Below are 12,885 nucleotides of genomic sequence, written 5' to 3' on the forward strand. Positions count from 1 at the left end.
CGGCGCCTCAGCGCTCGCCGACGAGCAGCTTCAGCTCGGGATGCGCCGTGCCGCCGTCGATCGCGGTCGAGGACAGGTGGGACACCACGTGGTCGTCGACCGGGTCGTTCGCCGGGTCGTCGTGGACCACCAGGTGCTCGTAGGTGGTGGCGCGCTGCGCGGGCACGCGGCCGGCCGAGCGGATCAGGTGGATCAGCTCCATCCGGTTGGAGCGGTGCTTGGCGCCGGCCGAGGAGACCACGTTCTCCTCCAGCATCACCGAGCCGAGGTCGTCCGCGCCGTAGTGCAGCGACAGCTGCCCGACCTCCTTGCCGGTGGTCAGCCAGGAGCCCTGGATGTGGGCGACGTTGTCGAGGAACAGCCGGGCGATCGCGATCATCCGCAGGTACTCGAAGAGCGTCGCCTGCGTCTGCCCCTTCAGGTGGTTGTTCTCCGGCTGGTAGGTGTACGGGATGAAGGCCCGGAAGCCGCCCGTGCGGTCCTGCACGTCGCGGATCATCCGCAGGTGCTCGATCCGCTCGGCGTTCGTCTCACCGGTGCCCATCAGCATGGTGGAGGTGGACTCGACGCCGAGCCCGTGCGCGGTCTCCATGATCTCCAGCCACCGCTCGCCGGACTCCTTGAGCGGCGCGATGGCCTTGCGGGGCCGCTCGGGCAGCAGTTCCGCGCCGGCGCCGGCGAAGGAGTCCAGGCCGGCCGCGTGGATCCGGCGGATCGCCTCCTCCGCGCTGACCCCGGAGATCCGCGCCATGTGCTCCACCTCGGACGCGCCGAGCGAGTGGATCACCAGCTGGGGGAACTCCCGCTTGATCGCCGAGAAGTGCTCCTCGTAGTACTCCACGCCGTAGTCGGGGTGGTGGCCGCCCTGGAACATGATCTGGGTGCCGCCGAGTTCGACGGTCTCGGCGCACCGCCGCAGGATGTCGTCGAGCCCGCGGGTCCAGCCCTTGTCGGTGTCCTTGGGCGCCGCGTAGAACGCGCAGAACTTGCACGCCGTCACGCAGACGTTCGTGTAGTTGATGTTCCGCTCGATGATGTACGTCGCGATGTGGTCGATCCCCGCGTACCGGCGGCGGCGCACCGCGTCGGCGGCGGCGCCCAGCGCGTGCAGCGGGGCGCTGCGGTACAGGTCGAGCGCCTCCTGAGGGGTGATCCTGCCGCCGGCGGCGGCGCGGTCGAGGACGGCTGCGATGTCGCTCGCCGGGGCGGCCGGGGAGTTCGGAGGAGTCACCGGGGCGGTCCCTTCTCAGGGGTGGATCGGACCACGCCAGCGTACGCCAGGGGTCCGCGCGGCCGGTGAAGGGCCGACCCCGGCCGGCCGGCTCAGCCCGGGGATCAGCCCGGGGCATCCGCCCGGGTGATCCGTCCGGGGCGCCCCGCCGCAGACACGCCTGCGCCGCAGCGGGTAGCACTCCGCTGCGGCGCACACGTTCCGTACCAGGGCGTACGGGGCGGCCGGGATCAGTGGCCGCCGAGGCCCTTGGCGAGCTGCTCGTCCGCCTGCTGGAAGGCGTCGGCCGCCGACTCCAGGAACTTGGCCATGCCGTCGAGACCCTCGATGGTCTTGGTGGCACCGGTGTTGAACTCGTTGTAGGACGTCTCGAACTGCTTCGAGGAGCGATCCGTCACGTAGCCGCCGTTCACCAGGTCCTGCACGAACTTCTGCAGTGCGTGCAGCTTCTCGGTGATCTCGTGCTGGCCGGTACGCAGCTTGCCCGCTGCGTCCCGCATGTCCTGGTACGTTACGTTCACATTAGCCATAGCGGCTTGACTCCTCATCGAACGCGTGCCGCAGGGCCGACCCCCGTGGCGCCTGAGATGTGCATCAACTTACAGGGGAGGACGTGACGGGTGCAGCCCCCGGTTCCCGGTATCGGAAGGACGCGGTGACGGCGTCGAAGACGTCGAAGAAGGACTCCGCGAGGTCGACGACGGAACTGCTGCCCGCCACCAGCGCGACGTGGTCGGCACGGCCCGGGAGCGGGATGAACGTCTGCATCAGCGCAGCCCGCACGGTGCGCGAGTCACCCGGCACCGCGACGTCCTCGATGCCGAACGTCCTTGCCGCCAGGCCGGTTTCGGGAATCTCGACGGTGGTGACCTTGCGCCAGGTGTCGCCCTCGCGGGCCGCCTCCTTGGGGCGCAGGCTCGCCGCGATCGAGGCGGGGTCGGCGGGCAGCAGCTGCCCGTCGGGCCGGCGGGCGCCGACCAGCGAGACGGTCACCGACGCGGTGAGCGGCAGCCGGTCGAAGTTCTGCGCCATGCAGCCGATGTAGACCGCGCCGCTCTCGTAGGCGTCGCGGGCGGCCTTCTTCAGGAACCGGGTGAGCACGTCCCGATGGTCGGCCAACGCCGGGTTCTCCTTGACCCGTTGGGCGATCAGCCGGCGCACCGAGTCGTCACGGGTGGCGGGGTGCAGGTCGAACTCCCACCAGTTCATCGGCACGGTGAGGCTGAAGCCCTCCCGCTCGACGGGCATGACCCGCACGAACGGCTCTGCAGGAGTGGTCACTTGGCGTTGCCCTTACCGTCGTCCTTGCCCGCCTTCTCCAGTTGGTCGGCGAGGTCCTTGTCTGCCTTGCGGATCTGGTCGACGGCCGTGTTGGCCATCTTCGACAGCCCCTCCAACTGCCCGTCGATCTCCTTGCGGCCGTCCTTCCAGCCGTGCTCGAAGTGGTCGAGCGCACCGGAGACCTTGTCCGAACCCAGCTTGGCCTCGTAGGAGTCGAACAGCTTCCTGGTCCCGTTCATGGTCGTCCGCACGGTGTCCAGGTTGTGCGCGAAGTCCTCGAGTCCCGTCAGATCGACCGCAAGCCGATCGGCCTTCCCACCCACGTCTGCCTCCCCTGGGCCTTCCCCCGACCTTCCCCCCGACCGTACCCAACACCCCTCGCCGCTCCACCGGACCTGTACGGGATACGACGGCCGGGCCCGTCCCCATGGTTCCCGTCCGGCTTCGCGGGCGGCCCGACTCCCTGCTGCGGCAGGTCCTTTCGGGCTCAGGGCTCCAGCAGGCCGACCGTGCCGCCGTCGGGGGGAGCCGCGGTGATGCGGACGACGTGGGGCGGCAGGCCGGCTTCGGTGTCGACGACGAAGCCCGCCGCGGTGAGCACGGCCGCGATCGCCGGGACCACCGCCCGCTGGATCTCGCCGAAGCGCTGCATCGTGCCGGCGTCGACGTCGCGCGCGGCCACCGCGCGGTCCGCGGCGTTGGCGAGGCTCGGGTGCGGGCGCCAGGTCACGACGACGCCGGGGTCGTCGTCGTCCAGCGCGTCGAGCTCCACCCGCACGCCCTGGCTCACCAGCCGGTGCAGCCCGGCGGCGACCGGCAGACCGGCCAGGGCCAGCTCGTCCTGCACCTGCCCCGCGAGCCGCCGCATCGCCGCCAGCGTCTGGTCACTGGGACCGTTCATCGACACGTCCTCGCTCTCCTCGTCACCAGCTCAGCGGGTTCCATCCGCGCGCACGGGCGGCGCCACCGATCAGACCGACCAGCATGTCGTGGGCAGCTCCGGCGAATTCGTGGTCCTCAGCATAGGGAACGGTGTACGTGATCTTCGCGATGCCTTTGAGGCCGCCCTTCAGCGCGGGCAGGCAGATCTTGGAGCACGGGTACCGCTCGGTGTACAGCTCCGTGATCTTGTCCATGCTGATGCCCTTGGCCTTCAGCTGGTTGATGATGTCGATCTCCGCGTGCAGCTTGTTGCCCTTGCTGAACCCGATGACGATGTCGTCCAGCCCCTCCACGCGGGCCGCGGCGACGTTGCGCACGCCGGGGAAGAACTGCATGCCGTCCTTGAAGCGCGCCTCGAAAGCCGCCTTCGCCAGGTCGGTGGACGCGTAGGCGATCTCCGAGATGCACGGGCCGAGGCCCAGCGGGTCCGACCACAGCGTCGGGTTGTGGACGTAGGCGTAGTTGTTGGGCGCGGGGGCCAGACCCAGCGGGTCCGGGCTGAGGTACCGCGCGGACTCGGGGTCGTAGTACCGGTAGTGGTTGTAGTGGAGTCCGGTCTCCGGGTCGGCGTACTGGCCGGGGAACCGTAACGGGCAGTGCGCTCCGCCGTCCGGCGGGGTGAGCGGTGCTCCCCAGACGGTCGCGCGGCCCTGCCGGTGCACCCGCCCGTCCTCGCCGATCAGATCGGTGGGGGTGCCGATCAGGTCGGTGACGATCGCGTAGAAGCGCCGGTCGATCTCCTCGTCGGCGGCGCCGCGCAGGGCGGTGCGCTCGGTCTGCGCCACCGGGGCATCGCCGTCGGGCGTCCAGTCCCACGTCGTGGTGGTGACCGTGTCGCCCGCGGTCTCGCTCTGTTCGACGAGTTGCGTCTCGCACCAGACGAAGTCGGTGCGTTCGAGCGCCCGGCCGTCCGCGCCGAGCCGTTCCTTGGCTGTCCGGCGGCCGAGCGCGTCGTACCGGTAGCGCCAGATCGCGCCGTCCGGAGTGGTGACCCCGACGAGGCGGTCCTCGGCGTCCCAGGTGTACGTCCACTCCTTGCTGCCGCCCGAGAGCAGCGAGCGGGTGCGGCGGACCAGCCGGCCCTGGGCGTCGTAGGCGTACCGGGTGCGGCCGAGGCGCTGCGGCCGCATACCGGTGTACTCGCCGCCGGGTTCGGGCCGTTCCGCTCCGGGTTCCGCCGGGCCGCCCGAGGTGAGGTTGCCCGCGGCGTCGTACGTGTAGCGCTGGGACCAGCCGGCGCCGTCCACCGCGGTGATGCGTCCTGCCGCGTCGGTGGTCAGCCGGCGGTCCGCCGACGCCTCGCCGATTCCCGCCAGGTAGCCGTCGGCGCCGAACCGGTAGTCCGTGCGCCGTGCCGGGGCACCGGGAGCGTCGAGGACCGTCTGCGCGGCCAGGCGTCCCGTGCCGTCCCACTCCTGGGAGAGGAACGGGCGGTCCCCGCTGCGGCGTTCGACCTCCCGGCCGGCCCGGTCGTAGCCGAACGAGACGGTCCCGCCCGCGCCGTGCAGCGCCACGGGGCTGTTCGCCGGGTCGTACTCCCACCGGGACCGCGCTCCCGACGGCGTGACGCGGCCCACCCGGCGCCCGAGCGCGTCGTACTCGACGGTGACCGTGCGCCCGTTTCCGGTCTCGGCCACCACCCGTCCGGCAGCGTCACGCGTCAGGGCCAGTTCGCAGTCCTCGTTGACGGCCTGCACCATGCGGCCCGCGGCGTCGAACCTGTAGGTGGTCAGCGACGTGCCCGCCCGCACCTCGACCGCCCGGCCCATCGCGTCACGCGTGTAACAGGTGCTCTCCCCCGCGCCGTTGACCCGCTCGGTCAGCTGCCCCGCGGCATCGTGGACGTAGCGGACGGACCGCCCGTCGAAGTCCGTCTCCCGGACCACCCGACCCGTCGCGTCCCGCTCGTACGTCCAGGTGAGTCCGAGCGGGTTGGTGACCGAGAGAAGCCGCCGTTCGGTGTCGTACGTGTACGCGTACCCGCTTCCGTCCGCACCGGTCCGCCCGGTGGTGGCGTCCATGCCGGAGACCCCGAACCGCGTGACCCACCCGTCGGGGCCGCGGTGCTCGACGGTGTTCCCCTCGCCGTCGTACGTCCACCGGTCGGTGGCGCCACCGGGCAGCACCCGTTCCTCGAGCAGCCCCTCGACCGTCCAGACCATGGCGGTCGTCTCCCCTGCCGGGGAGGTCACGGCCTGGATCCGCCCGAAGGGGTCCCGGTCGAGCCGCACCACGGCTCCCACCGCGTCGGTCAGGACCAGGGGGATGCCCGCGGCGTCGTTCTCGATGCGCTGCTGCACGGTGCCCAGCGCGTCGGAGACCGAGACCAGCGAGCCCCGGCCGTCCCGCTCGAACACCGTCGTCGCACCCGTCGGATCGGTGACGCTCCGCTGGTTTCCCTGCTCGTCGTAGGTGTACTGCCAGCGTCCGCCGTCCGGCTGTGTGACGGCGACGGGCAGCCGGACGCCGCCGTACTCGACCGTGGCGCTGCTGCCGTCGGGGTGGGTGATGGTGGTCGGGTTGCCGTCGGGGTCGTAGGCGTAGGTGGTGGTGCGGCCGAGGGGGTCGGTGAGGGAGAGGAGGTGGTCGTAGCGGTCCCAGGTGCGGTGGGTGGTGTGACCGAGTGGGTCGGTCTCGGCGACGAGTTGGTAGTGGTCGTTGTAGGCGAACGTGGTGGTGTGGCCGAGGGAGTTGACGGCTTCGGTGACGCGCGGGCTGTCGCGGTAGGTGTAGGTGTAGGCGAGGATGCCGTCGGTGCCGTCGGTGCGGACGCAGCGTCCCGCGTCGTCGTAGTCGTAGGCGTACCAGTGGTCGTTGCGGTCCTGCCAGCGGGTGATACGTCCGGCGTCGTCGTAGGCGAACCGCAGGGGGAGGCCGGAGGAGTTGGTGACGGTCGTCAGGTCACCGTCGGTGTATCCGTAGCCGAGGATGCGGGGGCGGTCGTCGGCGGAGGCCAGGTGCAGGGCGGTGATCCGGCCGTCGTCGGTGGTGACGGCGATCCGGTAACCGCCGCTGTGGGCGACCTCGGTGGGGACGCCGTGCTCGTCGTAGGTGATCGTGATCCGGTTGGTGTTGCGGTCGGTGATCGCCGCCAGCGCCAGTGTGCCGTCCGGTTGCGGGCGGAAGTGCAGCGTGTGGCCGGTCTCTGGCCGGGTGACGGTCATGGTGGCGCCGGCCCGGCCGTTCCAGACCAGCGGCCAGCGCGGGCCCTCCACCGGCATCACCGCGATGTCCGGCTCGGGTATCGGGTAGTACAGGGTCATGCCGTCGGCGGTGGTGAACCGCACGCCCTGGTCGTCCAGCAGCAGCCGTTGATCCAGCGTGGAGGCCCACGAGCGGCCGAACCATCGACCGCCCCGGAAACCGGAACGGTGGTGGCGTTCCAGAACGAGCGGCAGCACCCCGGGCAGTTCGGTGTCGGTGGCGGACATGACCATCTCACCGGTGGCCATGTCGATGGGGTCGCCGCAGGTGAACAGCGTCTTGATGTCCCGGCTCATCGACCGGATGAACCCGCCGCCCTTGCGCACCGCGTTCGCGATGCGCTCCAGCGCCTCACCGGACTTGATCAGGGTCGGCAGTTCACGGGCCATCTTCAGCAGCCCGCCCGCCGTGGTCAGGCCCTTGAACATCGGTATGCAGTCCAGCGCGGCGAACAGCACATCCCACAACGACGCTTTGCCTTGCAGGTACTTCATGACGGTGTCCGCGAGCACGATCACGGCTGCGGCCAGCACCAGCCAGGCGAGTGGCCCGCCGATGATCATCACGACGATGCCGAGGACCGCGACGATGATCTTGCAGGCGGCGACGATGTCGTCCCAGTGGTCGGCGACCCAGTCGACCGCCTTCTCCCACCAGTGCTTGTTGTGGATACCGGCGTCCGACGCCTCGTGCAGGGCGTGTTCGGCCTTGGACGCGGCGGTGTCACGGACACCGGCGGCCTGAGCCGCCAGTTCCTTGGCCGCGTCGAGACGGGACTGCGCGTCGTGGACGGCGGCGGAGGCGGTGCTGTGGGCGCTGCCGGCGTCGGTGGCGTTGCGGGCGGCGTCGCGGACGTCCTGCTCCGACGGCGGCGGCACTCCCGGCTTCGGATCCTGCTGGTACTCCTTGGACTTGTCCTGGGCGCGTTTCACCCAGGCGTCGGCGTTGGTCAGTTGACCCTTCGCGGTATCCAAGTCCGCCCGCGCCTGCCGCCCTTGAGACAGAGCACGATCGGCATCGGCCTGCGCCGTCTCCAACTGCGGCCAGTAGTCGTCCAAGGCACCCGACGCCAGGCGGTACGAGCGTTCCAGCTTGTCCAACTCGCCCGGCAGGTCACCGAACTGCGTGCGGTACTCATCCCCCGACAGGCCGGCCCATTCCTGGATGACGGTGTCACCGTTCAGACCCCGCACCGACCGCAGCGCACCGGCCACGTCATCGGCGAACGCCCCCAACTTCCGCGCGAGTTCCCTGACCTCGTACGGCTCCCCCGGCACCGGATCCCGATCCAGATCCAGCACATGCCAATCCGTCGGCCTGCCCATCCCCCACCACCCCAGTGCGGTCGGTCACCGCATTCGGTCGGTCGCCTCATCCTTGGGTTCTGTAGTACCCAGGACGCGACCGGCCGCCCACCGGGTTCCCGCCGGAGGGCGGGCCGGGGCGGCCGGGAGGAGGGGCCGGGGGTGACCGTGGAGGTCACAGGGCGAGAGGACCGTCAGAGGGGCGGGAGGAGGTCCACGCGGGCGGCCGGGGGGAAGCCGACGCGGCGGGCGAACTCGGCGATGCCGTTCAACTGGTCCGCGCCCAGGGAGAAGTCGAGCGTGGTGAAGTAGCGCTCCAGCAGCTTCTCGTCGAACGCCTCCCAGCGGGCGGCCTGTTCCGCGACCTTGGTGACCTCCTCCAGCGACAGGTCGCGGGAGGCGAGGAACGCGCGGTGCACCTCGCGGACGGCCTCCGGGTGCGCGGCGAGGTAGTCGCGCCGGGCGGCCCAGACGGCGAAGACGAACGGCAGCCCGGTCCAGTCCTTCCACATCTGGCCGAGGTCGTGGACCTCCAGGCCGAGCCGGGGCGCGTCGTGCAGCGAGGCCCGCAGCGCCGCGTCGCCGATGAGGACGGCGGCCCGCGCCTCCTGCATCATCAGCGAGAGGTCCGGCGGGCACCGGTAGTAGTCCGGCGCCACCCCGTACTGCTCGGTGAGCAGCAGTTCGGCCAGCCGCACGGAGGTGCGGCTGGTGGAGCCGAGGGCGACCCGCTCCCCGTCCAGCCGGTCCAGCGGGAGCTGGGAGACGATCACGCAGGACATCACCGGACCGTCGCAGCCGACCGCGATGTCGGGCAGGGCGACCAGCTCGTCGGCGTGCTTCAGATACTCCATGAGGGTGACCGGACCGATGTCCAGGTCGCCCTCGACCAGCCGGTTGCTGAGGACCTCCGGGGTGTCCTTCGTCATCTCCAGGTCGAGCAGTGCACCGGTTCTGGCCAGCCCCCAGTACAGGGGGACGCAGTTCAGGAACTGGATGTGGCCGACCCTGGGCCGGACCCGACCGCCGCGTTCGTCATGCACCGATGTGTCCATATCGCGGACGCTACTCCTGGTTCCTGCGGCCTCCTCGGCGGGGGGCCCGGGCGCGTCGCACGACCCGCGAAGAGGGATCTTGTTGCTCTTCCCGCGCCAAGACCCCTCATGCTAGGCTCGACGCAAGTTGCAGTTTGGTTTCCTTGCAGTACAAAGCCTGCGGAGCATGTGACCCGCAGGCTTTTGTAATTTTCAGACTCGCTTGGTGCAGGTTCTGGAGCAGGGCAACCCTTTGGGCCCAAGGAGGGCTTTATGGCTACCGGAACCGTGAAGTGGTTCAACGCTGAAAAGGGCTTCGGCTTCATCGCCCAGGACGGCGGCGGCCCGGATGTCTTCGTTCATTACTCCGCGATCAACGCGACCGGCTTCCGCTCCCTCGAGGAGAACCAGGCGGTCTCGTTCGACGTCACGCAGGGCCCGAAGGGTCCGCAGGCGGAGAACGTCACCCCGAACTAGTCACCGCTAGTCCGGGACTCGGCGCGGATCGCGCCCAGAACCTGCAGTACCAAGGGGCCCCGCACCTGTGCGGGGCCCCTGCCTTTGCGCGGCCGCCGGCCGGCCGTTCAGCGCCGGCGCCGGTACAGCTCCTCGATCTCCTCGGCGAAGTCCCGTGCGATGGCGGCCCGCTTGAGTTTCAGTGACGGCGTCAGATGGCCGGCCTCCTCCGTGAAGTCCACCGGCAGCACCGCGAACTGCCGGATCGACTCGGCCTGCGAGACGGTCGAGTTGGCCTCGTCCACCGCCTTCTGCACGTCGGCCAGCAGTTCCGGGTCGGCGGCCAGCACGACCGGCCGGAGCCCCTCCTTGCGGTGCATCCGCTGCCAGTGCGCCAGCCCGTCCGGCTCCAGCGTGACGAGCGCGGCCACGAACGGCCGGTTGTCGCCGACCACCATGCACTGGGCGACCAGCGGGTGGGCCCGCAGCCGGTCCTCCAGCGGTGCGGGCGCGACGTTCTTGCCGCCCGCGGTGATCAGGATCTCCTTCTTGCGGCCGGTGATGGTCAGATAGCCGTCCTCGTCCAGCTGCCCGATGTCCCCGGTGGGGAACCAGCCGCCGACCTGCGGCACTCCGCCGTTCCCGTCGTTCCAGTAGCCGGCGAAGACCTGGCCGCCGCGCAGCAGCACCTCGCCGTCCTCGGCGATCCGCACGGCGGTGCCGGGCAGCGGCCAGCCGACCGTGCCGAGCCGGGGCCGCAGCGGCGGCGTGACGGTGGCCGCCGCAGTGGTCTCGGTCAGGCCGTAGCCCTCGAAGACCATCACGCCGGCGCCGGCGTAGAAGGCGGCCAGCCGCTTGCCCAGCGGTGAGCCGCCGCAGATCGCGTAGCGGACCTTGCCGCCCAGCGCGGCCCGGATGCGCCGGTAGACCAGCGGGTCGTACAGCGCGTGCGCCAGCCGCAGCCCCAGCGACGGGCCGGGCCCGGTGCCGACCTGCCGGGCGACCAGCGCCTCGCCGTACGCCTGGGCGATCCTGGCCGCCCGGTCGAACGACGAGGCCCGGCCCATCTTCTCGGCGGTGGCCCGGCCGGTGTTGTAGACCTTCTCCAGCACGTACGGGATGGCCAGCAGGAACGTCGGCCTGAACCCGGCGAGGTCGGCCAGCAGGTCCTCGGTGGCGATGCTCGGCGCGTGGCCGAGCCGGACCCGGGCGCGCAGGCAGCCCACCGCGACCATCCGGCCGAAGACGTGGGACAGCGGCAGGAACAGCAGGGTGGACGCCGGCTCGGTGCTCACCGACTTGAACACCGGGTGGAGCAGTTCGATGGCGTTGTCGACCTCGGCGAAGAAGTTGCCGTGCGTCAGGACGCAGCCCTTGGGGCGGCCGGTGGTACCCGAGGTGTAGATCAGCGTGGCGACGGAGTCCGGGCTCAACGCCTGGCGGCGCGCGGTGACCAGGGCGTCGGGCAGCTCGCGGCCCTCGGCGGTCAGCTGGCCGATCGCGCCGGCGTCGATCTGCCACAGGTGCCGCAGCCCGGGCAGCTCGCCGCGGCGCCCGCTGATCAGCCGGCTCTGCTCGACGTTCTCCACCGCGCAGGCCGCGGCGCCGGAGTCGGCGAGGATCCAGGCGGTCTGGGAGGCGGAGGAGGTCGGGTAGATCGGCACGGTGATCAGGCCGGCGGCCCAGCCGGCGAAGTCCAGCAGCGTCCAGGCGTAGCTGGTCCTGGCCATGATGGCGAGCCGGTCGCCCGGTTTGAGGCCGGAGGCGATCAGGCCCTTGGCGACCGCGGTGACCTCCCGGCAGAAGGCGTCGGCCGTCACGTCCCGCCAGGCGCCGGTCCCGTCCTTGCGGGACAGCAGCACTTCGGCCGCCGCCTCGGCCGCGTTGGCGTACGGGATGTCGGCGAGGCTGCCCTGCCGCGGCGCGGGCACGAGCGGCGGTACGGCCGCCTGGACGACGCGGCCGTCCTCCCGCACGGTCTGCGGATCGCCCGCGGCGGCGGCCTGCCCGGGAACGGTGGGGGTCTGACGTGTCGTCATTGCTGCGGCTCCTGAGGGTTTTCCTGCCGTACGGGACGAGGTCAGGGGCGGGTGAGGACGGCGGTCACGCCCTGGCCGCCGGCGGCGCAGACGGAGATCAGGCCGCGCCCCGGTCCGTCCCGCTCGGCGAGCAGGCGGGCCAGGGTGCCGACGATCCTCGCCCCGGTCGCGGCGAACGGGTGCCCGGTGGCCAGCGAGGAGCCGGCCGTGTTCAGCCGATCGCGGTCGATCGTGCCCAGCGGCCCCTCCAGGCCGAGCCGCCGGACGCAGTACTCCTTGTCTTCCCACGCGGCGAGCGTGGCGAGCACCTGGGAGGCGAACGCCTCGTGGATCTCGTAGAGGTCGAAGTCCGCCAGTCCGAGCCCGGCCCGTGCCAGCATCCGCGGGACGGCGTAGGCCGGAGCCATCAGCAGGCCCTCGCGGCCGGACACGAAGTCGACGGCCGCGGTCTCGTAGGCGGTGAGGTAGGCCAGCGGGGTCAGGCCGTGCTCGGCCGCCCACTCGTCACTGGCCAGCAGCACGACCGCGGCCCCGTCGGTGAGCGGCGTGGAGTTGCCCGCGGTCATGGTGCCCTCGGGGCCGCCGTAGACCGGCCGCAGCCGCGCCAGCTTCTCGACGGTGGAGTCCGGCCGCAGGTTCTGGTCGCGCTCCAGGCCGCGGTAGGGCGTGACGAGGGTGTCGAACAGGCCGCGGTCGTAGGCGGCGGCGAGCCGCTGGTGACTGGCGGCGGCCAGCTCGTCCTGCGCCTGCCGGGCGATGCCCCACTCCTTCGCGGTGACCGCCGCGTGCTCGCCCATGGACAGGCCGGTGCGCGGCTCGGCGTTGCGGGGGATGTCGGGCACGAGGTGGCGCGGGCGCAGGCCGGCGAGCGCGCGGGCCCGGCCGCCGAGCGAGCGGGCCCGGCGGGCGGCGAGCAGGGTGCGCCGCAGCTCGTCGTTGACGCCGAGCGGGGCGTCGCTGGTGGTGTCCGCGCCGCCGGCGATGCCGCTGTCGACGACGCCGAGCGCGATCTTGCTCGCGACCGCGAACACCGCCTGCAGCCCGGTGCCGCACGCCTGCTGGACGTCGTAGGCGGGGGTGTCGGGGGCGAGCACCGAGCCGAGCACGGTCTCGCGCGCGAGGTTGAAGTCGCGGCTGTGCTTGAGCACCGCGCCGGCCGCGAACTCCCCGACCCGCTGCCCTTGGAGGCCGGTGCGCTCGGCCAGGCCGTTCAGGGCCGCGGTGAGCATGTCCTGGTTGGACGCGGTGGCGTACGGGCCGTCGGAGCGGGCGAAGGGGATGCGGTTGCCGGCGACGACGGCGACACGGCGGACGGTCTGCATGCGGTCTCCCGGGACTGCGCTGGCCGCTCTTGGCCTGAGCGGTGACTCACCAGTAGCCTTACCGCCGGTAAA

Annotated in this window: 10 protein-coding genes; 1 reads left to right on the top strand and 9 read right to left on the bottom strand. The window is 71.5% G+C overall.

Annotated elements, in window-relative coordinates; translation table 11 throughout:
• Positions 1 to 7: 7 nt before the first annotated feature.
• The 7 genes from mqnC to ACH4TG_RS28105 all read right to left on the bottom strand — a co-directional run bounded on the left by mqnC (position 8) and on the right by ACH4TG_RS28105 (position 9,017).
• Positions 8 to 1,231 (bottom strand): cyclic dehypoxanthinyl futalosine synthase, encoded by a 1,224-nt coding sequence (mqnC, locus tag ACH4TG_RS28075; RefSeq protein ID WP_398245313.1) that lies wholly within the window; start codon positions 1,229 to 1,231, stop codon positions 8 to 10.
• Positions 1,232 to 1,461: 230 nt separating this feature from the next.
• Positions 1,462 to 1,761 carry a WXG100 family type VII secretion target gene (locus ACH4TG_RS28080; RefSeq protein ID WP_398245314.1) on the bottom strand — a complete coding sequence of 100 codons (300 nt, stop codon included), beginning with the start codon at positions 1,759 to 1,761 and terminating at the stop codon, positions 1,462 to 1,464.
• A gap of 64 nt (positions 1,762 to 1,825) precedes the next feature.
• Complete coding sequence (locus tag ACH4TG_RS28085; RefSeq protein WP_398245417.1) at positions 1,826 to 2,479, bottom strand: hypothetical protein; 654 nt, start codon at positions 2,477 to 2,479, stop codon at positions 1,826 to 1,828.
• 29 nt (positions 2,480 to 2,508) lie between these two features.
• Positions 2,509 to 2,835: a hypothetical protein gene (locus ACH4TG_RS28090; RefSeq protein ID WP_398245315.1), complete on the bottom strand. Its 327-nt coding sequence runs from the start codon at positions 2,833 to 2,835 to the stop codon at positions 2,509 to 2,511.
• 164 nt (positions 2,836 to 2,999) lie between these two features.
• A complete protein-coding gene (locus ACH4TG_RS28095; protein ID WP_398245316.1) occupies positions 3,000 to 3,413 on the bottom strand; it encodes a hypothetical protein in 414 nt (137 codons plus the stop codon).
• A gap of 22 nt (positions 3,414 to 3,435) precedes the next feature.
• A complete protein-coding gene (locus ACH4TG_RS28100) occupies positions 3,436 to 7,959 on the bottom strand; it encodes a DUF6531 domain-containing protein (RefSeq protein WP_398245317.1) in 4,524 nt (1,507 codons plus the stop codon).
• A gap of 197 nt (positions 7,960 to 8,156) precedes the next feature.
• The gene (locus tag ACH4TG_RS28105) at positions 8,157 to 9,017 is read right to left on the bottom strand and encodes a menaquinone biosynthetic enzyme MqnA/MqnD family protein (RefSeq protein WP_398245318.1); all 861 of its coding nucleotides are present in this window, start codon (positions 9,015 to 9,017) and stop codon (positions 8,157 to 8,159) included.
• A 252-nt stretch (positions 9,018 to 9,269) separates the two neighbouring features.
• Between ACH4TG_RS28105 and ACH4TG_RS28110 the strand changes: the two genes are divergently transcribed.
• Positions 9,270 to 9,473 carry a cold-shock protein gene (locus tag ACH4TG_RS28110; protein WP_398245319.1) on the top strand — a complete coding sequence of 68 codons (204 nt, stop codon included), beginning with the start codon at positions 9,270 to 9,272 and terminating at the stop codon, positions 9,471 to 9,473.
• A 107-nt stretch (positions 9,474 to 9,580) separates the two neighbouring features.
• Here ACH4TG_RS28110 and ACH4TG_RS28115 read toward each other — a convergent pair whose 3' ends face one another.
• Positions 9,581 to 11,491, bottom strand: a complete 1,911-nt coding sequence (locus ACH4TG_RS28115) for an AMP-dependent synthetase/ligase (protein WP_398245320.1) — start codon at positions 11,489 to 11,491, stop codon at positions 9,581 to 9,583.
• Positions 11,492 to 11,532: 41 nt separating this feature from the next.
• A complete protein-coding gene (locus ACH4TG_RS28120) occupies positions 11,533 to 12,813 on the bottom strand; it encodes an acetyl-CoA C-acetyltransferase (RefSeq protein WP_398245322.1) in 1,281 nt (426 codons plus the stop codon).
• Positions 12,814 to 12,885: the final 72 nt, after the last annotated feature.

Source organism: Streptomyces sp. NPDC020917 (assembly GCF_044333795.1).
In the GTDB taxonomy this organism is placed as follows: domain Bacteria; phylum Actinomycetota; class Actinomycetes; order Streptomycetales; family Streptomycetaceae; genus Actinacidiphila.